Source organism: Plastoroseomonas hellenica (assembly GCF_018129085.1).
Lineage (GTDB): Bacteria > Pseudomonadota > Alphaproteobacteria > Acetobacterales > Acetobacteraceae > Plastoroseomonas > Plastoroseomonas hellenica.
In genome coordinates this window covers 1-26,895 of the sequence record NZ_JAAGBB010000044.1, presented here as the reverse complement: position 1 = coordinate 26,895, position 26,895 = coordinate 1, and the positions used below count along the sequence as shown (strand labels likewise).

Here is a 26,895-nt window from a genome sequence, read left to right as displayed (position 1 = left end):
CCAAGAGCAGATCGCCGCAGGGCGCTATCGCCCGGAGGCGCGAAGCTGCTCGCCAGACAAACTGCCCAGGCGGCTCCCGAGAACGCGCCCGGATTGCAGAAAGGTAACCTGAGCCGAGCCCCGCCGCATTTCAAGCGGCAAGAATGTTGCGTCGATCAATCGCCCAAGGTCATTCGCTCGCGGGCAATGGCACAGGCGGCGGTGTCGGCGTGAGCTGGGTGCTCACCAATTCCGCGAAAATGCCCCCCTGCCGGACCAGATCGGTGAAGGGGCCGCGTTCCGCGACCTGGCCCTGCGCGAAGACCAGGATCTCGTCCGCGTCGCGCACGGTCGACAGGCGATGGGCGATGATGAAGGTCGTCCGGCCGGCCATCAGCGCCGCCAGCGCCTTCTGCACCCGCGCCTCGGTCGCGGCGTCGAGCGCGCTGGTCGCCTCGTCCAGGATCAGCACCGGCGGGTCCTTCAGCAGCGCGCGCGCGATCGCAAGCCGTTGGCGCTGGCCGCCCGAGAGGGTGCTGCCGCGTTCCCCGATCATGGTGTCGTAGCCCTGGGGCTGGCGGAGGATGAAATCATGCGCCTCGGCCAGCCGGCAGGCGCGCTCGATCTCCTCCTGGGTCGCGTCGGGGCGGCCGACCTGCAGGTTCTCCCGGATGGTGCGGTTGAACAGCATGCTCTCCTGGAACACCACGCCGATGTTGCGCCGCAGCGATTGCAAGGTGAGGTCGCGCAGGTCATGCCCATCGAGGGTGATGCGGCCTTCGACCGGGTCCCAGAGGCGCTGCAGCAGCGCCATGGCGGTCGATTTGCCGGCGCCGGTCTGGCCGACCAGGGCGACGGTGCGGCCGGGCGGGGCCTGGAAGCTGATATCGCGCAGGATGCGCGGGCCGCCGGGATAGGCGAAGGCCACGTTCTCGAAGGCGACGGCGCCGGCGCTGCGGCCGATGTCGCGGGCATCCGGCCGCTCCGGCACCGAGCTGACCGTATCCAGCACCTGGAACAGCTCCTCGAGGCTCGGCATCTGGAACACCAGGCGGGAGACGAAGCCGACCGCCCCCTGCAGCTTGCCGATCAGCAGGGTCGCGAAACCCATGAAGGAGACGATCTCGCCGACCGTCGCCTGCCCCTGCATGTGCAGCATGGTGCCGAGCACGAAGATCAGGATGACCGTCACGGTCGAGGCCGCCTGGGTCAGCACCGCGACCACCGCCCACCAATTCAGCACCGGGAATTGGTGATCCAGCACCTGCTTCATGATGTCCCCGAACAGCCGCGCCTCCGACGCCAGGCGCGTGAAGCTCTGCACCACGACGACGTTGGACAGCGCGTCCTGGGCATTGCCTGCGAGGCGGGAATGCAGCCCCTCCACCATCTCCTGCGCGCCCTGGGTGCGGCGGATGACATAGGCCGAGAGGCTGCAGAAGACCGCCACCAGCACGATCAGCAGCAGCGCCAGCCGCCAGTTCATGGCGAGCGTCAGCGGCAGCAGCACCAGGGCCGCGATGAAGGTGGTCAGGTGTTCGCGGAAGAAGGACAGCCAGAGGCCGAACAGGTTGTCCGTGCCGACCAGCATCACCTTCATCAGCCGCCCCGACTGGGTGTCGCCGTGGAAGGAGAGCGGCAGCGCCAGCACGTGCTGGAAGTAGCGGTGCATCACCACCAGCCGGTTGCGGTGCGCCATCCGGTCCGACAGCAGGGAGACGGCGACATTGGCGCCGATCCCGGAGAGCCCGACCGAGACCCAGAGGACCAGCAGCGACAGCGCCTGCGTCCAGACCTCGGCCGGGGTCAGGCGGTTGGCCTGCGAGAGCACATCGACCACCCGGCCGAACAGCACGGGTTCCAGGAACTGGAGCCCGGCCAGCGCCAGCGCGGCGGCGGCCAGCCCGAACGCCACCGCGCGATCCGGCGCCAGCAGGCCGAGCACCCGGCCATAGAGTTTCACGAACCGCATCCTGCCTTGATCCCCGGGCTCTGCGCGCAGCCTGATTGCCAAGCCCGGCGCCGCGGCACAACCCGCCACGCGCTCGGCTTGCTTGCGGCGGGGGACGCGCCACGCCACTCTTGCTCTCAACAAAGGGAGGAATGACGCGATGACAACCACGCGACGCAGGCTGCTCGGTGCCGCCGCGGCCGCCGGGCTGGCCCGTCCGGCCCTGGCGCAGGGCGCCTGGCCGAACCGGACCATCCGGCTGGTCGTGCCCTTCACCCCGGCCGGCACCACCGACATCGCGGCCCGGATCCTGGCCGAGCGCCTGACCCATCGTCTCGGCCAGAACGTGGTGGTGGAGAACCGGCCCGGCGCCGGCGGCAACCTCGGCACCGATGTCGTCGCGAAATCCGATCCCGATGGCTACACGCTGCTGATGTGCACGATCAGCAGCAGCGCCATCAACTATTCCCTCTATGGCGCGCGCATGCCCTACAAGCCCGAGGACCTGGCGAGCATCGGGCTGCTGCTGCGGGTGCCGAACGCCATCTTCGTCGCGAATTCCCTGCCGGTGCAGACGCTGCAGGAGCTGGTGACCTATGCCAAGGCCCGGCCGGGGCAGCTCAACATCGGCTCCTCCGGCATCGGCACCTCGCTGCACATGACCGGGGAGCTGCTGAAGCTCGAGGCCGGGATCGACCTGCTCCATGTGCCCTTCCGCGGCGCCGGGCCGATGATGCAGGAGGTCATCACCGGCCGCATCGAGGTCGCGGTGGACAACCTGCCCTCCGTCATCGGCCATCTCAGGGAAGGGCGGCTGCGGCCGCTGGCGATGACCACCGCGACCCGGAGCCCCGCTTTGCCCGAGGTGCCGACGACCGCCGAGGCCGGCTTTCCGGGCGTCGAGGCGACGGCCTGGTTCGGATTGCAGGCGCCGGCGCGCCTCCCGCGCCCGATCGTCGATCGCCTGTCCACCGAGATGAACGCCGTGATCAAGGAGCCGGAGACGGCGCGGCGGCTCGCCGAGCTCGGCGGCATGACGCCGGACCTGACGCCGGATGGCGGCACCTCGCCCGAGGGCTTCGCCCGCTTCGTGGAGGGCGAGATCCGGAAATGGGGCGAGGTGGTGCGCCGCGCCAATGTCCGCGTGGAGTAGCGGCATGCGTGCGACCCGCCGCCTGATCCTCGCCGCCGGCCTGGCGGCACCGGCCATCGCGCGCGCCCAGGGCGCGGCATTCCCGACGCGCCCGATCCGCCTCGTCATCCCCTTCACCCCGGCCGGCACCACCGACCTGGTCGGCCGGGTGACGGCCGAGAAGCTCGGGCAGCGGCTCGGCGCCCAGGTGGTGGTGGAGAACCGGCCGGGCGCCGGCGGCAATGTCGCCGGCGACTTCGTGGCGCGGAGCGAGGCCGATGGCCACACGCTGATGCTGACCACGATCGGCACCGGCGCGATCAATTTCGGCCTCTACGGCGCCCGCATGCCCTACCGGCCGCAGGACCTCGTCGGCGTGGCGCTGATGATCCAGGTGCCGAACGTGCTGATGGTGGCGAACGACACCCCGGCCCGGACGCTCAGGGAGCTGATCGCGCTGGCGGCGGCGCGGCGAGGCGGGCTGAACTACGGCACCGCCGGCATCGGCACCAGCCCGCATATCTGCATCGAGCTGCTCAACATGATGACGGGCATGCAGATGCAGCACGTCCCCTATCGCGGCTCCGGCCCGATGCTGACGGAGCTGGTCGCGAACCGCGTCGATGTCGGGATGGACAATATCCCCTCCGCCCTGCCCTTCATCCGGGAGGGCCGGATCCGGGGCATCGGCGTCACCTCCAAGACCCGTTCGGCGGCGCTGCCGGACCTGCCAACCTTGGACGAGGCCGGCGCCAGCGGCTTCGAGGCGACGGCCTGGTTCGGCGTCGTCGCCCCCGCCGCCACGCCACGCCCGGTCGTGAACCGGCTGGGCGAGCTGCTGAACCAGGTGGCGCTGGAGGCCGATTTCCGCCGCCGCATGGCGGAGCTCGGCGCCGATCCGCCCGGCCTGACGCCGGATGGCGGCACCACGCCCGAGGCCTTCGATGCGTTCCTTCGCGCCGAACAGACCAAGTGGCTGGACGTGGTGCGCCGCTCCGGCGCCCGGATCGAATGAGCATTGCGGCATCCGGGATGGCGGGCTAGGCCGCCCGCAAAACAACCGGAGCCGCCAATGATCATCGCCCGCCGCGCCCTGCTGGGCGCGCTGCCGCTTCTCGCCGCGCCCGCCATCCTCAGCGCGCAGCCTGCCTGGCCGAGCCGCCCCGTGCGCCTCGTCGTGCCCTTCCAGGGCGGCGGCGCGACCGACGTCACCGCGCGTGTGTTGGCGGAGCGGCTGTCCCAGACCCTGGGACAGCCGATGATCGTCGACAACCGCGCCGGCGCCGGCGGCAATATCGGCGCGGAGCTGGTGGCGAAGTCCGATGACGGCCACACGCTGCTGATGACGACGATCGGCACCGCCAGCATCAACCAGTTCCTCTACAGCCGCATGCCCTATCGGCCGGAGGAGCTGCAGGCGGTCGCGATGGTGAACCTGGTCGCCAACGGCATCCTGGTGAACGCCTCGGTCCCCGCGAATTCCCTCCAGGAATTGGTGGCACTGGCCAAGCGCGACCCGGGCGGGCTGAGCTACGGCACGCCGGGCAACGGCACCTCCGGCCATCTCTGCGCCGAGCTGCTGAAGGTCCGCGCCGGGATCGACCTGCTGCATATCCCCTTCCGCGGCACCGGCGGCGTGATCCCGGAACTGCTGGCCGGGCGCCTGCAGGTCGCGATCGACAACCTGCCCGCCTATCTGCCCTATGTCCGCGAGGGGAAGGTGAAGCTCCTCGCCGTCACCTCCCGCGACCGTTGGTTCTCGGTGCCGGAGGCACCGACCGCGACGGAAGCCGGCGTCCAGGACTTCGAGGCAGTGGCCTGGTTCGGCGTGCAGGCGCCTTCCCGCATGCCGCGCCCGCAGGTGGAGCGCCTCTCCGCGCTGATCCTGGAAGCCTGCGCGGAGCCCGCGGTGCAGACCCGGCTCCGCGATGTCGGCAGCGAGCCGCGCCCGCTCGGCCCCGAGGCCTTCCAGCGCTTCATCGAGGCAGAGAACGCCAAGTGGCGCGAGGTGGTGCGGGTCTCCGGCGCGCGGCTCGATTGAGCGGCCTCGGGCCGGCCGAAGGCCGGCCCGTCACGATCACAGGCGATCGCCGGAGAAGGTGTCGCAGCCGGCGATGTCCCCGCCCTCGATGCCGCGCCGGAACCATCGCACGCGCTGTTCGGAGGAGCCGTGGGTGAAGCTCTCCGGCACCACGGTACCGCGCGCGCGGCGCTGCAGCCGGTCGTCGCCGACCGCGGCGGCCGCGCCCAGCGCTTCCTCCAGATCGCCGCTTTCCAGGATCTGACGCGCGTCCTGGGCGCGCCGCGCCCAGACGCCGGCCAGGCAATCGGCCTGCAGCTCGACGCGAACCTGCAGGGCGTTGCTCGCCGCCTCGCCGGCGCCCCGGCGGAGCTGCTCCACCCGGCTGAGCACCCCGATCAGGTTCTGCACATGGTGCCCGACCTCATGCGCGATGACATAGGCGGCGGCGAAATCGCCGGGCGCGCCGAGGCGGCGCTGCATGTCGGCCAGGAAGTCGAGGTCGATGTAGAGCCGCTGGTCGCCCGGGCAGTAGAAGGGCCCGACCGTCGCCTCGGCGAAGCCGCAGCCGGTCTGGGTGGCGCCGGAGAACAGCACCAGCACCGGGTCCCGGTACTGACGGCCGGCACGGGAGAATAGGTCGCGCCATACATCCTCGGTCTCCGCCAGCACGCGCGAGGCGAAGCGGCGCCCGGCATCATTGGCCGGCGGCGCGCCTTGCTGCGTCGTCTGCTGCTGCGGTGCCCCGCCGCCCTGCAGGAGCAGCGAGGGATCGACGCCGAGGAACAACGCGATCAGCAGGATCGCGACGCCGCCGAGTCCGCCCACCGCGATCCGCCCGCCGCCGCCCCCGAAACCGCCGCGGCCGCGGCGGTCATCCACATTCTCGCTCTCGCGTCCGTCGTCGAGGCGCATGGTTTCCTCCCTCAGCCGCCGAGCAGCGCGGCCAGCCTGGCATCGAGCCCCTTGGTCGCGCGTCCGGACGGTGCCGCGAAGCTGCCGGTGCGCGGCTTGGGCAGGGCCGCGCGCACCAGCATCTCCGCCATCCGGGTCGCGCAGGCAACGCCATCCAGCAGCGGCAGCGGCGCGCGGCCCTTCAATCTTTCGTCGAAGCCCGCGAGCGCGGCACCGCCCAGGATCACCGAATCCGCCCCCTGCGCCGCCAGCGCGTCGATCGCCGGCAACAGCTTCGCGGCGACGCCCTCGGGATCCCGCACCGCCTCCGGCGCCGCGACGTCGATGGAGCCGAGGCCCGCCAACCTCCCGGCCAGGCCGTGGCGGGTGACCAGCTCACGATAGGTCTCGACATTGCCGAAGGTCACCAGGCCGAAGCGGCCACCGATCATGCAGGCGGTGAAGCAGGCGGCTTCGGTCATCGAGACCACCGGGCAGGGCATCATCTGCCGCGCCGCCTCCAGCGCCGTGTCGTGCGACACCGCCAGCACCACGGCATCGACCTGGCCCGCATGCTGCGCCAGCACCTCCAGCAGCGCATGGCCGGCGATGATGTTCTCGGCCCGGCTGCTGATCACCGCCGGGCCGAAGCGCGGCGTCGCGGCGATGACCTCGGTTCCCGATGCTGCGGCGCGGCGAGCGGAGGCGGCGCAGGCCTCGGTGATCGCCTCCGTGGTGTTGGCATTGGCGACGAGGATGCGCATGGCGTGCTCCGGGTTGGCTGGCGGCATCCTGCCCCTGCGGGGCGACACTTCCCAGCCCCTCTTGCGGCGTGACCCGCCTCCGCTCAGGCTGCCGCCGAACGCCCAGGAGCCCGTCCATGACGCATGCCGCCGCCATCGCCCTGCCCTTCGACACTGACGAGATCCTGGAGGGCCTGACCCGTTGGGTCGCCTGCGAGAGCCCGACCTTCGATGCCGAGGCCGTGAACCGGATGATGGCCTTGGCGGCGCGTGACCTGGCGCTGCTCGGCGCGCGCGTCGAGCGCATCCCAGGCCGCATGGGCCTCGGCGATTGCGTCCGCGCCCGCTTCCCGCACCCGATGGGCGACAGTGCGCCTGGCATCCTGGTGATGGCGCATCTGGATACCGTCCACCCCATCGGCACATTGGCAAAACTGCCGATCCGACGGGAAGGCGGGATCTGCTACGGCCCCGGCATCTGCGACATGAAGGGCGGCACCTACATCGCCATCGAGGCGATCCGGCAGATGCTGCGCGCCGGCATGCCGACGCCGCTGCCGATCACCGTGCTGCTGACTTCCGACGAGGAGATCGGCAGCCCCTCCACCCGCGACCTGATCGAGGCGGAGGCGGCGCGCCACCGCTATGTGCTGGTGCCGGAGCCGGCGCGCCCGGATGGCGGCGTCGTCACCGGCCGCTACGCGATCGCGCGCTTCAACCTGAAGACCACGGGCCGCCCGAGCCATGCCGGGGCGCGCCTCTCCGAAGGGCGCAGCGCGATCCGCGAGATGTGCCGCCAGATCATCGAGATCGAGAACATGACGACGGAGGACTGCACCTTCTCGGTCGGCGTCATCCATGGCGGGCAGTGGGTCAATTGCGTCACCACCACCTGCGAGGCCGAGGCGCTGTCCATGGCCAAGCGGCAGGAGGATCTGGATGCCGGCGTCGCGAAGATGCTGGCGCTCCGTTCCTCGGCTAATGACGTGCAGCTCGAGGTCACGCGCGGCGTGACGCGGCCGGTCTGGGAGCCGGATGCGAAGGTGATGAAGCTCTACGATCAGGCGCGATACATCGCAAACGCCATCGGCTTCGATATCGCGCATCAGAGTTCGGGCGGCGGCTCGGACGGGAATTTTACGGGTGCCATGGGCATCCCGACCTTGGACGGGCTCGGCGTCGCGGGGGCGAAGATGCACACGCTGGAAGAGCATATCGAGATCGCCTCCCTGGTGCCGCGCGCCAAGCTGCTCGCAGGGTTGCTCGCGACGCTGGCGTGACATCGCTTTCGTGACGTCTTTCGCTACGGGCTTTTCCGCGCTGCCGGGCAATCTGCGCGGCGCGGTGCTGATGTCCGTCGGCGCGATGCTCTTCGCGACCGAAGCGCTCTTCGTGCGCTGGATGAACGAGCGCGGCGTGCCGACCACGACGCAGCTCCTCGCGCGATCGACGGGCCAGCTCCTCTGGGTGCTGCCGGCGGTGATCGCCGGCGGCATCGCCGTGTTCCGCACCCGGCGGCCGCTGTTGCACCTGGCGCGCGGGCTCTCCAGCGTCAGCACCTGGGGACTCTATTTCCTGTCCTTCACGCTGCTCGACCTCGCGACCGCGACGGTGCTGTCCTTCACCAACGTCATGTTCTCGACCCTCGCCGCGGGGCCGCTGCTCGGGGAGAGGGTCGGCCGCGCGCGCTGGGTGGGCACCATCGCCGGCCTGATCGGCGTCGCGATCATGCTGCGGCCGGGCGCCGAACTCTCCATCCTCGGGGCCGCGGTGGCACTGGCGGCGGCGCTCTGCTGGTGCGGGATCACGTTGACCTCACGCGCGCTCACTCGCACCGACGCGACGCCCACCATCATCGCCTGGGTCGACATCGTGACGACATTGGGCGCGCTTCCCTTCGCGATCGCCTTCTGGCGGCCGATCGGCGCGGGGGACGTGCTGATCCTGCTGGCCTTCGCGGGCTTCACGCCGGGCATCCTGTGGCTGATGACGGAAGCCTTCCGCGCCGGCGAAGCCTCCGCCGTCGCGCCCTTCCAGTATCTGCGGCTGCCGGTGGTCGCGGGCTTCGGCTGGCTGCTGTTCGGCGAAGCGCCGGATGCCGCGGCCTGGGCGGGCGCGGCGGTGATCCTGGCCGGTGCGGTCGCGATCTCCATCGCCGAGGCGCGGCGGCCGCGATGATCCTGCTGCTGCAGGCAGCACCGCTGGCGCTGCTGGTCGGGCTGCTGCTCTCCGGCCGCGCCGGGCCGGTCGGCGCGGTGACCGCGGCGCTGGCGGCAGCGATCCCGGCGGCGCTCGCCTCGCTGCCGGCGGGCAGCGACGGCGCCGGCTTCCTGGCGGCGGAGGCGCTGCGCGGGCTCTATCTCGCGCTGCAGCCGATCGGGGTGATGACGGGCGGGCTGCTGTTCCATGCCGCGGTCACCCGCCCGGCCGCCGGCGGCACGGCGCCGGAGCCGCGCCGCGTCTTCGCCGCGACCCTGCTGATGGGCGCCTTCATGGAAAGCGTCACCGGCTTCGCGGTCGGCGCCGTCTTCGCCCTCGCCGCGCTGCGCGCCATGGGGATCGGCGGTGCGGTCGCGGGTGCCATGGCGCTGCTCTCGCTCTGCCTGGTGCCGTGGGGCGGACTCGGGCCCGGGACCTTGCTCGGCGCGGCGCTGGTCGGGCTGCCGGTGCAGGATCTGGCGCGGCTCGCTGCGCTGCCCAATGCCGCCTGGCTGCTGGCGCTGGGGCCGGTGCTGTGGCGGCTTTGCGCGCAGGCCGGCATCGCGGTGCCGCCGCGGGAGAAGCTGGCCCAGGCGCTGATCCTGCTGGCCGTCGCCGCGCTGCTGGTCGGCGGCCACTGGATCCTGCCCTTCGAGGTGCTGGGCATCCTGGCGACCGGCATCCCGCTGCTGGCGGTCCTGTGGCGGCTCGATCCGCCGCGCGACGCCATGGCGCGTGGACGGGCGATGACCGCCATGGCGCCCTATCTGCTGCTGACCGCGGCGCTGCTGGCGGCGCGCGCGGTGCCGCATCCGCCAGGCTTCCGCCCTTACCCCGACCTGCCGGCCTTCCCGGTGACCCATGTGGCCGTGGTGCTCTGGTGCGTGGCGCTGGCGCTGCTGGCGATCCGGAGCGACGCCGCGGCACGCCTCAGGGAAGCGGCGCGGCGGGCACCGCGGCCGGCGCTGGCGCTGCTGCTCTATGTGCTGCTGGCGCGCTGGCTGGCCGGCAGCGGTGCGACTGCGGCGCTGGCGGATGCGGCGGCCGGCGCGCTCGGGCCTCTCGCGCCCTTCGCGATCGTGCCGCTCGGGCTCGCAGCGGGGATGGTGACCGGCAGCAATGTCGGGTCGAACGCGGCGCTGATGCCGGTGCAGGCGGCGCTCGGCGCGGCGGCAGGCCTGCCGCCGCTGCTGGCGCCGGCCTTGCACAATTTCTCAGGCGCAGCGGGGGCGGGCATGAGCTTCGCAGTGTGCGCCCTGGTCTGCGGGCTGCTCGCCGACGGCACCCGTCCGCCCCAGCTCTGGCGCCTGCTGCTGCCCTCGCTCGCCGCCGTGATCCTGATCGGCACCGGGGCGATGCTGCTGTTGCGGTGAGTTGCCGGCCCTGGGCCGCCGCGCTACTCCCGGGGGAACGACGAGGAAACCGACATGCCCCTGCCCATCAAGGCCACCCGCCGTACCGCCCTGGCCGGCATCGGCACCCTGCTGGCGGTGCCCGGGCTGCGCGCCCAGGGCTGGCAGCCGACGCGCCCGGTGCGCATGATCGTCACCTATCCGCCGGGCGGCGTGAACGACATCGTCGGCCGCATCGTGGCCGAACCGCTGTCGCGCGAGCTCGGGCAGGCGGTGGTGATCGAGAACCGCGCCGGCGCCGGCGGCAATATCGGCACCCTGGCCGCAGCCCAGGCGGAGGCCGATGGCCACACGATCCTGTTCGGCACCACCGCGCTGTTCGGCGTGAACCCGATCCTCTACGCGAACAGCGGCGTCGATGCAGTGCGCGACTTCACCAGCCTCGGCACCATCGGCGAGGTGGCGAACATCCTCTCGGTCATCCCGGACCGCGTCCAGGCGACCAACCTGCGCGCCTTCATCGAGGAGGCGAAGCGCCGGCCGCTGACCTATGGCTCGGTCGGCAACGGCTCCTCCTCGCATCTCTCGGCCGTGGTGTTCCTGAAGATGGCGGGGATCGACGCGACCCATGTGCCCTATCGCGGCTCCTCGCCGCTGGTCGCGGCGCTGCTGGCAAAGGAGGTGGATTTCGGCTTCGACACCACCGCGACCTCGACCGTGCATATCCGGTCCGGCAGCTTCCGCCCGCTTGCGGTGACGACGTCACGCCGCGCCAGCGCCCTGCCGGAGGTGCCGACGATGCAGGAGGCGGGGCTGGCGGATTACGAACTCGGCATCTGGTTCAACCTGGCGGTACCGAAGCGCACCCCGGCGCCGATCGTCGCGCGCCTGGCCGAGGCGCTGGAGCGCGCCCGCACCCCGCAGACCGCAGAACGCCTGCGGACCGCCTTCGTCGAGCCGCTGGCGGTGCCGCGTGCCGAGAACGATGCCTGGGTCGCGGCCAGCGCGGCGCGCTGGCAGGCCATCGCGCGCGAGGCGCGGATCGCCGCCGACTGAACGAATAACAACGAGGACACGCGACATGCAGATCATCCCCCGCCTCGCGCTCGGCGCCTTGCTGGCCGCGGCGCTCACCGCGCCCGCCCTGGCGCAGACCGAGATCACCGTGCAGCACCCGCTGCCGCTGCAGAGCCATTACGGCGCTGGCGCCACCGCGCTGAAGGAGGCCCTGGAGCGCGCCACCGGCGGGCGCTACCGGGTCACCATCCAGCGCAACGACAATGAGCGCGAGATGATCGAGAGCGTGCAGATCGGAACCCTCGACTGCACCATCACCTCGACCGGCCCGGTCGGCAATTTCGTCCCCGCGGTGCGCGTCGTCGACGTGCCCTTCCTGTTCCGCGACTACGCCCATGCGCGTGGCGTGCTGGATTCCGAGATCGGGCAGCAGCTTCTGGGTCAGTTCACGCCGCGCGGCCTCACCGGCGTGGTCTGGCTGGAGAACGGCTTCCGGCACCTGACCAATTCGCGCCATGCGGTGAACAGCCCGGACGACATCCGCGGCCTCAAGGTCCGCACCATGGAGAACCCGGTGCATATGCGGGCCTTCCGGGCGCTCGGCGCGCTACCGACGCCGATGGCCTTCTCCGAGCTGGTGCCGGCGCTGCAGCAGGGCACGGTCGATGGGCAGGAGAACCCGATCCCGGTCATCGTCGCCAACAACCTGAACCAGGTGCAGCGCTTCCTGACCCTGACCGGGCATGTCTATTCACCGGCGCTGCTGATCTGCAACCCGGCGATGCTGCAGCGCCTTGCGGCCGCCGACCGCACTGCCTTCCAGGCCGCCGCCGTGGCCGCCCAGCGCGCCAACCGGGACCGGGTGACCGCGGATGAGAACACCGGCGTGGAGGAGCTCCGCCGGCGCGGCATGACGGTGACGACCGAGGTGGACCGCGGCCGCTTCCAGACGGCGCTCGCCGCCGCCTTCGCGCAATATGAGCGCGAATTGGATGGCGCACTGCTCCGCCGCATCCGCGATTGGCGGGCGGCGCAGTAATCGATGACACCACTGCTCTGGATTGCGGCCGGCGCCGTCGTGGCGACGCTGGCGCTTGCCTTCGGTGGCGCGCGGCTCGCCCGCCCGCTGCTGGCGCTCGACCGCATCGGCACCGCGGCTGCGACCGTCATCGCCTGCGCGGCGCTGGCCGTCGCCGTCTTCGCCGGGCTGTGGCAGGTGGTCGCGCGCTTCGCGACCGAGACACCCTCCGTCTGGTCGGAAGCGCTGGTCCGCACGGCACTGATCTGGATGGCGATGCTGGGCCTCGCCGTCGCGGTCCGCACCGGTGCGCTGGTCTCGATCGACATCGCGCACCGCCTCGCCTCCGGCGCGCTGCGGCGCGGGCTGGAAGCGGCGGCGCTGGCGATGAGTCTCACGCTCATGGCGGTGCTGTTCTGGTTCGGCTGGATCATGGCCGAACGGGTCCAGTTCCAGGAAATGGCGGGGCTCGAGGTCTCGATCGCCTGGGGCTATGCCGCGATCCCCGTCGGCGCGGTCTTCGCCGCGCTCGGTGCCCTCGCGCAATTCCTGGACCGCCGTTCCGAGGAACTGGAGGCCGCCGTATGACGAGTGTCATGGTCACCGTCATGCTGGTGCTCTTCGCCGCCAGCGTGCCGGTCGCGATCGCGATCGGCGTCGCCTCCATCATCGGCATCGAATGGTTCACCCGCTTCCCGCTGATCATCGCCGCGCAGCAGATCTATGTGGCGCTCGACAAGTTCCCGCTCGCCGCCATCCCCTTCTTCATCCTGGCCGGCAACCTGATGGATGTCGGCGGCATCTCCCGCCGGCTGGTGGAATTCGCGAAATCGATCGTGGGCGGCGTGCAGGGCGGCCTGCCCGCGACCTGCATCGTGACCTGCATGATCTTCGCCGCGATCAGCGGCTCCTCGGTCGCGACCACCTTCGCGATCGGCACCATCATGATCCCGGCACTGGTGCGGCACGGCTACCCCGTGGGCTTCGCCGCCGCGCTGCAGGCGACGGCGGCCGAGCTCGGCGTCATCATCCCGCCCTCCATCCCGATGATCCTCTACGGCGTCACCACGCAGACCTCGATCCCGGAACTGTTCATCGCGGGCTTCGGGCCGGGCTTCCTGATCGGCGGCGCGTTGATCGCGACGGTGCTGGTCTGGTGCCGGATCCGCGGCTGGGGCAAGCGGGATGGCGAAGGACGCCTGCCTCTCCTCGCGGCGACACGGCAGGCGGGCTTCGCGCTGCTGATGCCGGTGGTGGTGCTGGGCGGCATCTATGGCGGCGTCACGACGCCGACGGAAGCGAGTGTGATCGCGGTCGCCTATGCGATCCTGGTCGGCATGGTCTTCCACCGGGAGATCAGGCCGCAGGACCTTTATCCGATCTTCCGCAAGTCGGTGATCAGCAGCGCGGTGATCATGTTCATCATCGCCTGCGCCGCGCTGTTCTCCTACCTGCTGAACCGCCAGGGCGTGCCGGACGCGGCGGCGGAATGGCTGGCGACGACCTTCGACGGGCCGGCGATGTACCTGCTCGCGGTCAACCTCTTCCTCTTCGTCGTCGGCATGTTCGTCGAGACCAGCGCCAGCATCATCGTGCTCGGCCCGATCCTGGCCGAAGCAGCGCAGCGGCTCGGCATCGACGGCGTGCATTTCGGCACGATCATGGTGGTGAACCTCGCACTCGGCATGATCACGCCGCCCTTCGGCGTGAACCTCTTCGCCGCGGCCCAGGTTGCCGGCATCGGCATCGACCGCATGATGCGGCCGCTGCTGGTCTTCATCGCGGTGGTCTTCGCCTGCCTCATGATCATCACCTATGTCCCGGCCTTCACGCTCGCCCTGCCGAACCTGGTGTTCCGATGAGGTGATTTGGGCGAGAGCGAAGCGACAGGGGTTCTCGCGGCGTCGGACCGTCGCCTAAGGTCGCCGGCCCCGCCCCTTCTGATTCGGTGTCCCCATGGCCGTCACGGCGCTCGCGCCTCATACCCCCCGCGCGCTGCCGCTGGTCGCCAATGCCGCGGCGCTCACGCATCTCCGGCGCGATCCGGTGTTGAAGCGGGTGATCCGGCAGATCGGGCCCTGCACCATGCGCCCGGTACGGCGCGAGCCCTATGAGGCGCTGGTGCGATCGATCGCCCATCAGCAGGTGCATGGGCGCGCGGCGGAAGCGATCCTGGGCCGCTTCATCGCGCTATTCCCCGAGGAACCCTTCCCGTCCGCGACTTCGGTGCTGGCGGCCGATCCGGCGGCGCTCCGCGCATGCGGCTTCTCGGGTTCCAAGATCGCGGCGATCCGCGACATCGCGGAGAAGACGGCGGGCGGGCTGGTGCCGTCCCGTCGCGCTTCCGCGCGCATCCCCGACGACACGCTGATCGAGCGGCTGACCGCGATCCGCGGCGTCGGGCGCTGGACGGTGGAGATGCTGCTGATGTTCACGCTGGGGCGGCCGGACATCCTGCCGGTCGATGATTTCGGCGTGCGCGACGGCTGGCGGGTCGCGGCCGGGCTCGACGCCCAACCGAAGCCCAAGGAGCTGGCCGCGATCGGCGAGGCCTGGTCGCCCTGGCGCTCGGTCGCGGCCTGGTATCTCTGGCGCGCGGCGGATGCGGTGAAGAAGGTAAAGCTGCCGGCGGATACCGCCGTCGCGCTGCCGGGCGGCTGAACGGCCAGCGCCGGTCAGATCCGGCGGGCCAGCGCCATCGCTGCCGCCGTGCCGGCGCCGACCAGCCCTGCCCAGCGGCGGGCCATGAAGCCAGCCCGATCAGCCTCGGTCACCTTGCCGCAGATGGCGGTCTCCTCCCGGCAATGCTCCAGAGTGGCGCCGAGCACGGAATGCGCATCGGCGCCGTGCAGCCGCCCGATCTGCGTGCGGTAGCACCGCTCCACCGCGCCGGCCGCGGCACCGCGCGCGGCCTGGGCCGCGCCGGCGCTGGCCAATGCCGGCAGGGCGCCGGCGAGCCAGGCGACGCCGCCGCAGAAGAGCAGCAGCCGGCTGCGCACGCCTGGCGGCAGCATGCTCTCCAGCATGTCCATGTGACTATCCGCGGCGCGGCACTGCCGCCGCGCGCCGTCGATCACTACGGCGTTCCGCGCCACCGCCAGGATGCCGCGGCACAGCGCGGCGCTGCCCGCTTCCCCGGCATGGGCGGCGCGGAGCTCGGCCACCAGCCAGGCCGGCGGCGCATAGTCGGGCGTGGAGACACGCTCTTCCATCGCGCCGGACATGGCCCGTCCGGCGCGGGAGGCAAGGGCAGTCAGCGGTCGAGCTTGTTGGTCAGGATCTTCATGACGGAGGCGAAGCTGGCGCCCGTATAGGGCGGTGGGTTGATGTGCACCACCTCGAGGCGTCGCGACAGGAAGCCGTTTTGCCGGTAGCCGCTGTGGATCATGAACCAGTCGATGAAACCGTCGAAGGCATTCGCATCGGGCAGCCGGAAATGCCCGAAATTGGGATCAAAGAAGCGCCAGCCATGGGCGCCCTGGTTCGCCATTGCGACGGCATGGGCGCCGCCCGTCCCGGCCATGCGGATGAAGTGGCAGCCTTCGGCCATCAGCCCCGCCCGCTTCAGGATCGGCCCGCTCATCGCTGCCTTGACCGCGGTGACGGCCCCCAGATTCAGTTGCAGGCCGTACTGACCGAACACCGCCTTGTATTTCTCGGGGAAGGACGGATTGCCCTGCTTGGCCTGGCCATGGACGTTGTGGTCACGCGTCGCCTGCCAGTCGATGGAGGCGATCTTCGTGGCCTTCTCGAAGGGATAGTCATGGGCCGCGTAGCGAAGGGCGATCCAGCGCGTGCTGATGCCGACGCAGTATCCACCCAGCACATGGCCCCAGGGGCCCGGCGCCACCTCCCCATTCTCATCCTCGGCCAGCGGCGCCGAGTCTGCTTGATTCATCGCATAGACCAGGTAGCCGAGCCTGTCGGCGGCCTGCTGCAGCACATTCATCGGCATGGTTGATCGTATCCCGGAGCTGAAACGCGGCCCGCGGCATAGCGAATCGATTTCGAAATGAAAAGACGGAAAATGTCACGCTACCGTCATCAATAGCCGCGGCCGTGGTCATAGAGGTTCGGCAGCGCGTCGCCCCGGCGGAAGGCGGCGATGCAGGTCGCGACATGGGCAGCGCGTTCCCGCCGGCTCGGCAGGCTCGCGACATGCGGCGTCACGGTCAGCCTGGGATGCTGCCAGGCCGGGCTATCGGCCGGCAGCGGCTCCTGCTCGAAGACGTCGATGACGGCGCCGCCGAGCTGGCCGGAATCGAGCGCCGCCAGCACGTCGTCGACCACCGCCTGGCTGCCGCGCCCGGCATGGATCAGGCCGGTGCCGGGCTTCACGCGCGCCAGCAGCGGCGCCGCGATCAGGCCGCGCGTCGCCTCGGTCGCCGGCAGCAGCACCACCAGGATATCGGCCTTGGCGAGGAAGGCGTCCCGCGCTGCATCCCCCGCAAAGCTCTCGACCCCCGGCAGCACCTTCGGCGTGCGTGACCAGCCGATCACCGGGAAGCCGATTCCCCCCAGCATCTCGGCGGCGCGCGTGCCCATGACGCCGAGGCCCATGATGCCGACCACCTTCTCCCGTGCGGTGAAGTCCGGCTCGAAATAGTCCCAGCGCGCTTCGGCCTGCGCGATCGCCAGCCGCCTGGTACCGCGCAGCAGGCTGAGCGCCGCCCAGCAGGCATATTCGCCCATGCGCTGCGCCGCGCCTTCGACCCCCATGCGCACCAGCGGCAGATGCCGCGGCAGGTCGGGATCGGCGATGATGGCATCGACGCCGGCGCCGGAGCCGAAGATGACCTTGAGGTTCGGCAATTGCGCGAGCCGCCCCGGCTCCGGGTCCCAGACCAGCGCGAAATCGACGGCGGCGGGATCGAGGGTGGGATCATCCCACCAGCGGAGCTCGAGATCGGGGGCGCAGGCGGCGAAGGCGGCCTGCCATTCGGGCAGCGCCGCAGCGCCGCCGGATTTCACCACGAGAACCTGGCGCATCGCGCACTCCCCCAAATCGCCGCCGCGCGGCTGCCTGCCCTCCCCGCCGCGATTGAAGCCCGCGGCGCCGCCGGCGTCACTCTCCTAACTTGCTGCCTCGATCGCTGACGCGATCAAGGCCCCCCGACGCCCGGCGGGCGGCATCCGCCGCCCTTGGCGTCGTGCGAATAGCACGCCTCCGGCGTGACGCCGGACGACCGGCGGGCCGCATTCGCGGCCTCGGACCGGTCAAGCGACCGGTCCGTTGTATTGGCCACCCAGCCGGCGCGACAGCGCCCGCGCCTCCTCCAGGATCACCGCGGCATGGCGTGCGCAGGCTTCCTCACCGAAGCGGCTGCGCGGCCCGGTGAGGTTGAGCGCGCCAAGGCAGCGGCCATCACGACCGAAGACCGGTGCGGCGATGGCGGCGACCTCCGGATCGCGTTCGCCCATGGACATCGCCGCCTGCCCGGCGCGGATCGCGTCGAAGCGCGCGCCCTCCGCCCCCGCATAGGCCATCAGCACATGGGCGCTGGCACCACGGTCGAGCGGCAAGGCCGCGCCTTCCTCCAGATGCGGACGGATCAGGCGCGGGGCGTTGTTGCGATAGAGGCAGATGCGGTGATCGCCTTCCCGCACATAGAAGGCCGCGGTCTCGCCGCTGCGCTCCACCAGGCGCGCCAGCGTCGGGCGGACATGCGCGGCGAGGTCGAAGGTGTTGCGATAGAGCGTGCCGAGGCGGAGCGGCTTCGGCCCCAGGCGGAACCGCCCATCCGCGTCGCGGTGCATATAGCCGAAGCGGTCGAGGGAGGCCGCCAGCCGCAGCACGGTGCTGGGATAGAAGCCGCTGCGCGCCGCCAGTTCCGCCAATGTCAGGCGGGGCGTGTCGTCTGAGAAGGCCTCCAGCAGCGACAGCGCGCGCTCCACCGCCTCGACCCCCGGACCCGTCGGCGCAGGTGCGGCATCGCGGGCAGGGCGGCCGCGGCGGCGGGGTGGAGCGTCGGACATCGTCTCTCCCTTCTTGGTGTTGACGCCAAGGCCTTGGGCGCATAGAATTCTGTATAGTAGAATTAAATTCTACTCAATAGAAATATTGCCGCGCTCCCCGGGGTTCGCGGCAGCGTCGTGAGGAAGCGCCGTCATGCATCAGCCCATCCGTCGTCGCGCCGCCTTCGCCGCCGGCCTCGCGCTCACCGCGCCGCGCCTGGCGCGTGCGCAGGGCGCCGACTGGCCGACGCGGCCGATCCGCATGATCCTGCCTTATGCCGCGGGCGGGCCCACCGACGTCATCGCCCGGGTGCTGGCCGACGCCCTGTCCCAGCGCCTGCCGCAGCGCGTGGTGGTCGAGAACCGGACCGGCGCCGGCGGCAATATCGGCGCCTCCGCCGCGGCGAAATCGGCACCGGACGGCGCCACCTTCCTGTTCACCAACACCGGCCATGCGGTGAACCGCAGCCTCTACACCCGGCTCGACTACGACCCGGCGACCGACCTGGTGCCGGTCAGCATCATCGCCGAGAGCCCGATGGTGCTGCTGGTGCCGAACGACCTGCCGGCGCGCGACGTTGCCGGGCTGGTGGCGCTGGCGCGAGCGCAGCCGAATGCGCTGACCTATGCCAGCGCCGGCTCCGGCGGCGCCCTGCAGCTCGTCAGCCTGCTGTTTCTCCAGGCGGCCGGGCTGCAGATGCAGGAAGTGCCCTATCGCGGCAGCGCGCCCGCCATGCAGGACCTGATCGCGGGCCGGCTGCACATGCTCTACGACGCCGGCATCACCGCCTTCCCGCTGGCGACGACCGGCCAGGCCCGCGCGCTCGCCGTTTCCTCCGCACGGCGCAGCGCGGTGATGCCGGACGTGCCGACCATCGGCGAGGTCGGCTTCCCCGCCGCCGCCTTCAGCGTCTGGCAGGGCGTGCTGGCGCCGCGCGGCACGCCGCAGCCGATCATCGATGGCATGCAGCAGGCGATCGCCGCAGCATTGGCCGAGCCCGCGCTGCGCCAACGGCTGACGGAGCTCGGCGCCGAAACCATCCTCGGCAATAGCCCCGCGGATGCGCAACGCTATGTCGCGGCGGAGATGGAGCGCTGGCAGGGCGTGCTGCGCGCTGCCGGCATCCAGCCGCAATGAGCGCAGTAAGGACAGCAGCATGAGCGACTATCCGGCATCGATTGACATCATGGAGGAAGGCCCGCGCGAGGGCTTCCAGATCGAGCCCGGCCCGATCCCGACTGCCGACAAGATCGCGCTGATCGACGCGCTGTCCGCAACCGGCGTGCAGCGCATCCAGGTCGCATCCTTCGTCAATCCGAAGCTGGTGCCCGGCTGGGCGGATGCCGAGGCGGTGGTCGCCGGCTTCACACCGCGCGCCGGCGTCACCTATGGCGCGCTCTGGTTCAATCCGCGCGGACTCGAGCGCACCCTCGCCTTCAAGGATCGGCTGAGCGTCGCCGGATCGATCACCGTCAGCGCCTCCGAGGCCTTCTCGAAGCAGAACCTCAACCGCGATCGGCCGGCGCAGCTCGATGCCATGCGCAGCCATGTGACGGAGCATCTGGCGCGCGGCGTCGCGGTCAACCGCGTCAGCGTCCAGGCCGCCTTCGGCTGCAACTTCTCTGGCACCGTCACCACGGAACAGACGGTCGCGGCGGTCGTCGACGCGATGGCGCTGGCCGCCGAGACGGGTTGCGCCATCACCCGCATCTCGATCGCCGATTCCATGGGCTGGGCCAATCCCGCCCAGGTGGAGCGCGTGGTCGGCGCCGTGCGCAGCCGCTGGCCGGAGCCCGCCATCACGCTGCACCTGCACGACACGCGGGGCCTCGGCATCGCCTGCGCGCTCGCCGGGCTGCGCATGGGCGTGCGCAATTTCGATGCCGCGGTCGGCGGCCTCGGCGGCTGCCCCTTCGCCCGGCATCCCGGCGCGCCGGGCAATATCGCGACCGAGGAGCTGGTCTTCCTCTGCGAGGAAATGGGCATCGCGACCGGCATCGACCTGGAGGCGCTGCTGGAAGCCTCCGCACTCGCGGAGCGCATCGTCGGGCATCGCCTGCCCTCCGCCATGCTGCGCGGCGGCGGCCTCGCCGCGCATCGCGTGAAGGCCGCGTAAGCACATGAACAACGACGGGAGCACCACCATGGATCCCCTTCCCCTCCACGGCGTCCGCGTCGTCGAATTCTCCCACATGGTCATGGGGCCCACCTGCGGCCTCATCCTTGCCGACCTCGGCGCCGAGGTGATCAAGGTGGAGCCGCCGGTGAAGGGCGACCATACGCGCAATCTGCTCTCCTCCGGCCTCGGCTTCTTCGCGAGCTTCAACCGCAACAAGAAGAGCGTGACGCTCGGCACCGATGATGCCGGCGACCTCGACACGCTGATGAAGCTGATCGACACCGCCGATGTCGTCATCGAGAATTTCCGCCCCGGCGGGCTGGAGGCGAAGGGCCTCGGCTACGGCACCCTGTCGCTGCGCAACCCGCGGCTGATCTACCTCTCGCTCAAGGGCTTCCTCTCCGGCCCCTATGAGAAGCGCACCGCGCTCGATGAGGTGGTGCAGATGATGAGCGGCCTCGCCTACATGACGGGACCGCCAGGCAGGCCGCTCCGCGCCGGCGCCTCGGTCAATGACATGATGGGCGGCATGTTCGGGGCCATCGCGGTGATGGGCGCACTGCGCCAGCGGGAGGCGACCGGTCACGGCCAGCACCTGCAATCCGGCCTGTTCGAGAATGCCGCTTTCCTGATGTCGCCGCAGATGATGCAACAGGCGATCTCCGGCAAGCCGCTGGAGCCGATGCCGGCCGGGCGCCGCGCCTGGGGTGTCTATGACATCTTCGAAAGCGGCGACGGGGTGCAGATCTTCATCGGCGTCGTCACCGACCGGCAGTGGGAGATCTTCACCCGCGCCCTGAACGAACCGGCGCTGGCCAGCCCCGACTACGCCAACAACAACCTGCGCGCTGCACATCGGGAGACGCTGATCCCGCTGGTCGCGTCACTTCTGAAGCAGCACGATATCGCGTCGTTGGAAGCGATGTGCGAGGAGGCGGGATTGCCCTTCTCCCGTATCAACAAGCCCGCGGATCTGTTCGAGGATCCGCACCTTAAGGCCAGTGGCGGGCTGCTGCCGATCACCCTGAACGATGGCCGCACCATGGAGATCCCGGGCCTGCCGATCCAGTTCGGGGAGGATCGCCTGCCGGTGCGCCTGGATCCGCCAAAGATCGGCGAGCACAACGAGGAGATTCTGGGCCCGCTGAAGCGCGGCTAACCAGGCAGAAGAAGACCATCGGAAAGAGACCGCCATGAACCGCCGTACACTCCTCGCCGCCGGCGCAGCGCTGGCCATGCCGCGCCTCGCGCGCGCCCAGGCCGGCTATCCCGACCGGCCGATCCGCCTGGTCGTCCCGTTTCCGCCCGGCGGCGGGACGGACATGATCTCGCGCGAGGTCGGCACCCGTGTCGCTGCCGCGACCGGCTGGACGATCGTGGCGGACAACCGCCCCGGCGCCGGCGGCAATATCGGCCTCGACACCGTGGCCAAGGCAGCGCCGGACGGCCACACCATCGGCATGGGCCAGACCGCCAACCTTGCCATCAACCCGGCCCTCTACCGCAGCATGCCCTATGACGTGCTGCGCGACTTCACGCCGATCGGTCTGGTGGCACAGCAGCCGAACATCATTGTGGTCGCCAAGCAGTCGCCGGTGCGCACGCTCGCGGACCTCTTCGCCGCAGCGCGGGCGCGGCCCGGCCAGCTCACCGCAGGGCATCCCGGCAACGGCACCGTCGGCCATCTCTCCGGCGAGGTTCTGAACCGCCTGGCCGGCGTCGAGATCATCCAGGTCCCCTACCGCGGCGCCGGCACCGTCGTGACCGACCTGCTGGCCGGCCGCCTCGACGTCTATTCGGCCAATCCGCTCTCGGTGAAGGGCGTGCTGGAATCGGGCGATGTCCGCGCCATCGCCGTCACGTCAGCGGCGCGCGCCCGCGCCTTCCCCGACGTGCCGACGGTCGCCGAGCAGGGTTTCCCGGATTTCGAGGCGATGAACTGGACCGGTCTCGTCGCACCGGCCCGCCTGCCGGAGCCGATCCTGGCCCGCTGGAACGAGGAGATGCGCAAGGTCCTCGCCGGCCCCGAGATCGCCGCCCGCCTCGCCGCCGAAGGCAGCGAGCCGGTCGGGTCGACGCCGGCCGAATTCCGCACCAAGCTCGAGGCGGAGCTCGCGAAATGGGGCCGCGTCGTGCGCGAAGGCGGCTTCCAGCTCGATTGATGCGGCGTGGGGTGGGTGCGCCGCCGGCGTGCCCGCCCTTCCGCTGACCGTACAAGCAACGTCACAACGGGGATGAACCCCGGCACGACGAACGGGAGAAACGTCAGGATGCATCGTCGCAGCCTCATCGCCGCCGCGGGCGCGGCGCTTGCCGTGCCGCGGCGCGTCCGCGCCCAGGGTGCTTATCCGGACCGGCCGATCCGCCTGATCGTGCCCTTCCCGCCGGCCGGCGGGACCGACGTGATCTCGCGCGAGATCGGCACCCGCATCGCGAACGCCACCGGCTGGAACATCGTCGCCGACAACCGGCCCGGCGCCGGCCGCAATATCGGCCTCGACGCGGTCGCGAAATCACCGCCTGACGGCTACACCATCGGCATGGGGCAGACGGCGAACCTCGCCATCAACCCAACGCTCTACCCCTCCATCCCATTCGACCCGCTGCGCGACTTCAGCCTGGTCAGCCTGATCGCGCAGCAGCCCTGCGTGCTGGTGGTGCGCCGCGCTTCGCCGATCCGGAGCCTCGCCGACTACATCGCCGCCGGCCGCGCCCAGAACGGCGCGCAGGCAGTCGGGCATTCCGGCAGCGGCACCGTCGGGCACCTGGCCGGCGAGATGTTCGCACGCCGCTGCGGCGTGCCCATCACCTCCATCCCCTACCGCGGCGCCGCGCCCGTGGTGACCGACCTGCTCGGCGGCCGCATCGAAGCCTTCTGGGCCAATCCGCTGGCGGTGAAGGGCGTGCTGGAATCGAACGATGTCCGCGCGCTCGCCGTCACCTCCCCGCAGCGCAGCCGCACCTTCCCCGAGGTGCCGACCGTCGCCGAGCTCGGCTACGATGGTTTCGAGGCGATGAACTGGACCGGCCTGGTCGGTCCTGCCCGCATCCCCGACCCGATCGTCGCGCGGCTGAACGAGGAGGTGCGCAAGGCGCTGACGCGGGAGGAGACCATCGCCCGCCTGGCCGCCGAGGGCAGTGAGCCGCTCGGCTCCACCCCCGCCGAGTTCCGTGCCTATCTCGAAACCGAGCACGCGAAATGGGGGCGGATCGTGCGCGAGGGGCGGATCACCCTGGACTGAGGGCGGGTCCGGAGGAAAGGATCGCCGATCCTCTCGGGAGCCCTCGCATGATCGGCGCGCTCGCCACCCTCCTCGTCTGCCAATTGCTGGGGGAGGTCGCGGCGCGCGGCCTCGGCCTGCCGGTACCGGGCCCGGTGCTCGGCATGGCGCTGCTCTTCGCGCTGCTGCTGCTGCGCGGCGAAGGCGCGGATGCCGCGGGCACGCCGCTCGGCACCACCGTCGATGCGCTGCTCGGCAATCTCGGGCTGCTCTTCGTGCCGGCAGCGGTCGGCGTCGTCGTCTACCTGCCGGTACTGGCGCGGGAATGGGCGCCGATCTCCTGCGCGATCCTGGGCGGCACGCTGGCCGCCATCGCGGTGACCGGCCTGCTCGCCCAGGCATTGCTGCGGCGGCTCGGCTGATGTCGCCCAATCTCGCGGAGATCTGGGTCTATCTGTCGCAGGAGCCGCTGGCGGCGCTGACCGCGACCTTGCTCGCCTGGCTCGCGGGACAGCGGCTCTCCGCGCTGTTCGGGCGGCATGCCCTGGCCAATCCGGTGCTCTTCGCGGTGATCATCCTGGCGACGCTGCTGATCACGACCGGGATCGACTACCGCGCCTATTTCGAGGGCGCGCAGTTCGTGCATTTCCTGCTCGGCCCGGCAACGGTGGCCCTCGCCGTGCCGCTGCATCGGCAATGGCACGCGGTGCGCCGCTCGGCGCCGTTGGCGCTCTTCGCGATCGCCTGCGGCGGCCTCTTCGCGGCGGCGACCGGCGCCGCCATCGCCTGGGCGCTCGGCGCCGCGCCGGAGGTGGTGGCCTCCCTGGCGCCACGCTCGGTCACCATGCCGGTCGCCATGGGCATCTCGGAACGGCTGGGCGGCCTGCCTTCGCTCACCGCGGCGACCGTGCTGGCTTCCGGCATCACCGGCGCGGCGCTGGGGCCGATGGTGATGAACCTCGTTCGTGTCAGGGACTGGCGCGCCCGGGGCATCGCGATCGGCACAACGGCGCATGGGCTCGGCACCGCGCGGGCGCTGATGGTGAATGCGACGGCGGGCGCCTTTTCCGGCCTCGCCATGGGGTTCAACGCCCTGGCGACGGCGCTGCTGCTGCCCCTGCTCTGGCGCCTTTTCGCCGGTGGTGGCTGAATGGGGGCTAAGTAAGGAGAGAACGCCATGCCCCTCTACGCGCTCGATGACCTGATCCCCCAAACCCCCGGCGAAGGCCGCTTCTGGGTGGCACCGGACGCGCATGTCATCGGCCAGGTGATCCTGGGCGAGGATGTCGGCATCTGGTTCGGCGCCGTGCTGCGCGGCGACAACGAACCGATCACCATCGGCGCCCGCACCAACATCCAGGAAGGCGCCATGCTGCACGCCGACCCGAAATTCCCAACCACGGTCGGCAGCGACGTCACCGTCGGGCACCACGCCATCCTGCATGGCTGCACGGTCGGTGACGGGTCGCTGATCGGCATGGGGGCCACCGTGCTGAACGGCGCCAAGATCGGAAAGCACTGCCTGGTCGGCGCCAATGCGCTGGTCACCGAGGGCAAGGAATTCCCGGACTATTCCCTGATCGTCGGCTCTCCGGCCAAGGCGATCCGCACCCTCGACCCCGCCGCCGCCGAGAAGCTGATCGGATCCGCCACCAGCTACGTCCGGAACTGGAAGCGTTTTAGCAAGGGTATGCGCGTCATAGGGTGATCCCCGACGCCGATCCTTCATCCCAGCGTCACGCACCCGCAACAGCCCGCCCCTAGGCAGCCCTCTCCCATCAACTCAGAGAGAGGGCGCCTCATGCGCAAACTGCTCCTCGCGGCCACCGCCGCGATCGCCTTGACCGCCGGCGCGCGCGCCGACCAGCGCTTCGAGGCGACGCTTGCCGGGCATGCCATCCTGCCCGCCTTCACCATGGCGCTGCCGCCGGCCGACGCGCCGCGCGACCTCTTGGTCTCCGGCCGCTTCGCGGGCCCCGGCAACCTGCGCAACGACCGCATCGGCAGCATCCCCGGCACCACCGGGACCGGCGCCGGCACCCGCCCCACCGGCCTCTCCTTCCCCTTCATCGGCCAACCGGTGCAGGGCTTCTCCGGCATCAAGCCGGTCACCGGCGAACCCGGCAATTACTGGGTGCTGACCGACAATGGCTTCGGCAACCGCCGCAACAGCGGTGACGCCATGCTGATGTTCCACAAGATCCGCCCGGATTTCCGCGCCGGCACCATCGAAGTGCTGGAGACCATCTTCCTCCGCGATCCCGATCGCCGCGTGCCCTTCCGCATCGCGCAGGAAGGCAGCCAGACCCGCTACCTCACCGGCGCCGATTTCGACCCGGAGAGCATCCAGCCGGTCGCCGACGGCTTCTGGCTCGGTGACGAATTCGGTCCCTTCCTGATCCATGTCACCCGCGACGGCCGCGTGACCCGCGTGGTCGAGACCCGGCTCGACGGCCAGGTGCTGATGTCGCCCGACCATCCTGCGCTGCAGGTCCCGGCGACACCGACCGCGGGCGTCCCCTTCCGTGCCCGCCGCTCCGGCGGCTACGAAGGCATGGCGCTGACGCCGGACGGCCGCACCCTCTGGGCGCTGCTGGAGCAGCCGATCTTCGCGCCGAATTCCGACCAGCCCGAGGGCCGCTTCCTCCGCGTCATCGAATTCTCGATCGAATCAGGCGAGTGGACCGGGCGCAATGTCCGCTACCGGCTGGAAGCCGGCGCCACCGCGATCGGCGATTTCAACTTCATCGATGAGCGCCGCGCCCTGGTGATCGAGCGTGACAATGGCGAAGGCGATCCCTCCCTCGCCTGCCCGGCCAATGCGCCCGCCGCCAGTTGCTTCGCGACGCCGGCCGGCTTCAAACGCATCTACCTGGTCGATTTCGGCGCGGTCGATGCGGAAGGCTTCGTCCGCAAGATCGGCCATATCGACCTGATGGCGATCCGCGATCCCGAAAGCATCGCGCGCCGCACCGGCGACCGCGCCGCCTCCGTGCCGCGCGACCGCTTCACCTTCCCCTTCTTCACGATCGAAGACGTGGCGATGATGGATGCCGACCACATCATCGTCGGCAACGACAACAACCTGCCCTTCAGCGCCGGGCGGCACCTGTCGCGCGCCGACGACAACGAAGTGATCCTGCTGCGCGTGCCGGAATTCCTGCGGGCGCGTTGATCGGGACTGTTGACCGGGAGGGGGTCCGGACCGGGGACATAACTGACAGCTTGGACTGGGGAGATGGCTGACAGTGTTCAGTCATGGGCGGGGAGGACCTGCCTGTGCCTTGGGGATCG

At 70.7% G+C, this 26,895-nt stretch carries 27 protein-coding genes; 20 read left to right on the top strand and 7 right to left on the bottom strand.

The window, feature by feature from the left end; all coding sequences use genetic code 11:
* Window positions 1-169: 169 nt before the first annotated feature.
* Complete coding sequence (locus GXW71_RS26485) at window positions 170-1,951, bottom strand: glucan ABC transporter ATP-binding protein/ permease (protein WP_211855710.1); 1,782 nt, start codon at window positions 1,949-1,951, stop codon at window positions 170-172.
* 139 nt (window positions 1,952-2,090) lie between these two features.
* Here GXW71_RS26485 and GXW71_RS26480 point away from each other — a divergent pair, with 139 nt between their 5' ends.
* From GXW71_RS26480 to GXW71_RS26470, 3 genes are read left to right on the top strand one after another with little or no spacing between them, the layout of a single operon-like run.
* The gene (locus GXW71_RS26480) at window positions 2,091-3,083 is read left to right on the top strand and encodes a Bug family tripartite tricarboxylate transporter substrate binding protein (RefSeq protein ID WP_211855709.1); all 993 of its coding nucleotides are present in this window, start codon (window positions 2,091-2,093) and stop codon (window positions 3,081-3,083) included.
* Window positions 3,084-3,087: 4 nt separating this feature from the next.
* The gene (locus GXW71_RS26475; RefSeq protein ID WP_211855708.1) at window positions 3,088-4,077 is read left to right on the top strand and encodes a Bug family tripartite tricarboxylate transporter substrate binding protein; all 990 of its coding nucleotides are present in this window, start codon (window positions 3,088-3,090) and stop codon (window positions 4,075-4,077) included.
* Window positions 4,078-4,134: 57 nt separating this feature from the next.
* A complete protein-coding gene (locus GXW71_RS26470; RefSeq protein ID WP_211855707.1) occupies window positions 4,135-5,103 on the top strand; it encodes a Bug family tripartite tricarboxylate transporter substrate binding protein in 969 nt (322 codons plus the stop codon).
* Window positions 5,104-5,139: 36 nt separating this feature from the next.
* On the opposite strand, the gene ypfJ is transcribed toward GXW71_RS26470, so the two are convergent.
* Window positions 5,140-5,997 (bottom strand): KPN_02809 family neutral zinc metallopeptidase, encoded by an 858-nt coding sequence (gene ypfJ, locus GXW71_RS26465; RefSeq protein ID WP_211855706.1) that lies wholly within the window; start codon window positions 5,995-5,997, stop codon window positions 5,140-5,142.
* Between the two features lie 11 nt (window positions 5,998-6,008).
* The gene (locus GXW71_RS26460; protein ID WP_211855705.1) at window positions 6,009-6,740 is read right to left on the bottom strand and encodes an aspartate/glutamate racemase family protein; all 732 of its coding nucleotides are present in this window, start codon (window positions 6,738-6,740) and stop codon (window positions 6,009-6,011) included.
* 116 nt (window positions 6,741-6,856) lie between these two features.
* Between GXW71_RS26460 and GXW71_RS26455 the strand changes: the two genes are divergently transcribed.
* From GXW71_RS26455 to GXW71_RS26420, 8 genes are all read left to right on the top strand, one after another.
* Complete coding sequence (locus GXW71_RS26455) at window positions 6,857-7,999, top strand: M20/M25/M40 family metallo-hydrolase (protein WP_211855704.1); 1,143 nt, start codon at window positions 6,857-6,859, stop codon at window positions 7,997-7,999.
* A 10-nt stretch (window positions 8,000-8,009) separates the two neighbouring features.
* The gene (locus tag GXW71_RS26450; RefSeq protein WP_367617377.1) at window positions 8,010-8,897 is read left to right on the top strand and encodes a DMT family transporter; all 888 of its coding nucleotides are present in this window, start codon (window positions 8,010-8,012) and stop codon (window positions 8,895-8,897) included.
* On the top strand, window positions 8,894-10,291 hold the full coding sequence (locus GXW71_RS26445; RefSeq protein WP_211855703.1) for an L-lactate permease: 1,398 nt from the start codon (window positions 8,894-8,896) through the stop codon (window positions 10,289-10,291). Before GXW71_RS26450 ends, GXW71_RS26445 begins: the two co-directional genes overlap by 4 nt.
* 54 nt (window positions 10,292-10,345) lie before the next feature.
* Complete coding sequence (locus tag GXW71_RS26440) at window positions 10,346-11,326, top strand: Bug family tripartite tricarboxylate transporter substrate binding protein (protein WP_211855702.1); 981 nt, start codon at window positions 10,346-10,348, stop codon at window positions 11,324-11,326.
* A gap of 25 nt (window positions 11,327-11,351) precedes the next feature.
* On the top strand, window positions 11,352-12,326 hold the full coding sequence (gene dctP / locus GXW71_RS26435) for a TRAP transporter substrate-binding protein DctP (RefSeq protein WP_211855701.1): 975 nt from the start codon (window positions 11,352-11,354) through the stop codon (window positions 12,324-12,326).
* A gap of 3 nt (window positions 12,327-12,329) precedes the next feature.
* Window positions 12,330-12,893 (top strand): TRAP transporter small permease, encoded by a 564-nt coding sequence (locus GXW71_RS26430; protein ID WP_211855700.1) that lies wholly within the window; start codon window positions 12,330-12,332, stop codon window positions 12,891-12,893.
* Entirely contained in the window at window positions 12,890-14,167 is a 1,278-nt protein-coding gene (locus GXW71_RS26425; protein ID WP_211855699.1) for a TRAP transporter large permease, read from the top strand. The genes GXW71_RS26430 and GXW71_RS26425 overlap by 4 nt, the downstream gene beginning before the upstream one ends.
* A 94-nt stretch (window positions 14,168-14,261) precedes the next feature.
* Entirely contained in the window at window positions 14,262-14,966 is a 705-nt protein-coding gene (locus tag GXW71_RS26420) for a DNA-3-methyladenine glycosylase family protein (RefSeq protein ID WP_211855698.1), read from the top strand.
* A gap of 14 nt (window positions 14,967-14,980) precedes the next feature.
* Here the strand turns inward: GXW71_RS26420 and GXW71_RS26415 are convergent, their stop codons facing one another.
* From GXW71_RS26415 to GXW71_RS26400, 4 genes are all read right to left on the bottom strand, one after another.
* Window positions 14,981-15,529: a demethoxyubiquinone hydroxylase family protein gene (locus GXW71_RS26415; protein ID WP_211855697.1), complete on the bottom strand. Its 549-nt coding sequence runs from the start codon at window positions 15,527-15,529 to the stop codon at window positions 14,981-14,983.
* A gap of 29 nt (window positions 15,530-15,558) precedes the next feature.
* Window positions 15,559-16,260 carry a YopT-type cysteine protease domain-containing protein gene (locus GXW71_RS26410; protein WP_211855696.1) on the bottom strand — a complete coding sequence of 234 codons (702 nt, stop codon included), beginning with the start codon at window positions 16,258-16,260 and terminating at the stop codon, window positions 15,559-15,561.
* 89 nt (window positions 16,261-16,349) lie between these two features.
* A complete protein-coding gene (locus GXW71_RS26405) occupies window positions 16,350-17,294 on the bottom strand; it encodes a 2-hydroxyacid dehydrogenase (protein WP_211855695.1) in 945 nt (314 codons plus the stop codon).
* Window positions 17,295-17,522: 228 nt separating this feature from the next.
* A complete protein-coding gene (locus tag GXW71_RS26400; protein WP_211855694.1) occupies window positions 17,523-18,281 on the bottom strand; it encodes an IclR family transcriptional regulator in 759 nt (252 codons plus the stop codon).
* A gap of 133 nt (window positions 18,282-18,414) precedes the next feature.
* Between GXW71_RS26400 and GXW71_RS26395 the strand changes: the two genes are divergently transcribed.
* The 9 genes from GXW71_RS26395 (at window position 18,415) to GXW71_RS26355 (ending at window position 26,776) form a co-directional block, all read left to right on the top strand.
* On the top strand, window positions 18,415-19,398 hold the full coding sequence (locus GXW71_RS26395; protein WP_211855693.1) for a Bug family tripartite tricarboxylate transporter substrate binding protein: 984 nt from the start codon (window positions 18,415-18,417) through the stop codon (window positions 19,396-19,398).
* Window positions 19,399-19,417: 19 nt separating this feature from the next.
* A complete protein-coding gene (locus GXW71_RS26390; protein ID WP_211855692.1) occupies window positions 19,418-20,377 on the top strand; it encodes a hydroxymethylglutaryl-CoA lyase in 960 nt (319 codons plus the stop codon).
* 28 nt (window positions 20,378-20,405) lie between these two features.
* Complete coding sequence (locus GXW71_RS26385; RefSeq protein ID WP_211855691.1) at window positions 20,406-21,539, top strand: CaiB/BaiF CoA transferase family protein; 1,134 nt, start codon at window positions 20,406-20,408, stop codon at window positions 21,537-21,539.
* A 34-nt stretch (window positions 21,540-21,573) separates the two neighbouring features.
* Entirely contained in the window at window positions 21,574-22,542 is a 969-nt protein-coding gene (locus GXW71_RS26380) for a Bug family tripartite tricarboxylate transporter substrate binding protein (protein ID WP_211855690.1), read from the top strand.
* Between the two features lie 108 nt (window positions 22,543-22,650).
* Complete coding sequence (locus tag GXW71_RS26375; protein ID WP_211855689.1) at window positions 22,651-23,622, top strand: Bug family tripartite tricarboxylate transporter substrate binding protein; 972 nt, start codon at window positions 22,651-22,653, stop codon at window positions 23,620-23,622.
* A gap of 47 nt (window positions 23,623-23,669) precedes the next feature.
* Window positions 23,670-24,023 carry a CidA/LrgA family protein gene (locus GXW71_RS26370; RefSeq protein ID WP_211855688.1) on the top strand — a complete coding sequence of 118 codons (354 nt, stop codon included), beginning with the start codon at window positions 23,670-23,672 and terminating at the stop codon, window positions 24,021-24,023.
* Window positions 24,023-24,751, top strand: coding sequence for an LrgB family protein (locus GXW71_RS26365; protein ID WP_211855687.1), 729 nt, complete (start codon window positions 24,023-24,025; stop codon window positions 24,749-24,751). The genes GXW71_RS26370 and GXW71_RS26365 overlap by 1 nt, the downstream gene beginning before the upstream one ends.
* A gap of 27 nt (window positions 24,752-24,778) precedes the next feature.
* The gene (locus tag GXW71_RS26360) at window positions 24,779-25,309 is read left to right on the top strand and encodes a gamma carbonic anhydrase family protein (protein WP_211855686.1); all 531 of its coding nucleotides are present in this window, start codon (window positions 24,779-24,781) and stop codon (window positions 25,307-25,309) included.
* Window positions 25,310-25,402: 93 nt separating this feature from the next.
* Entirely contained in the window at window positions 25,403-26,776 is a 1,374-nt protein-coding gene (locus GXW71_RS26355) for an esterase-like activity of phytase family protein (protein ID WP_211855685.1), read from the top strand.
* Window positions 26,777-26,895: the final 119 nt, after the last annotated feature.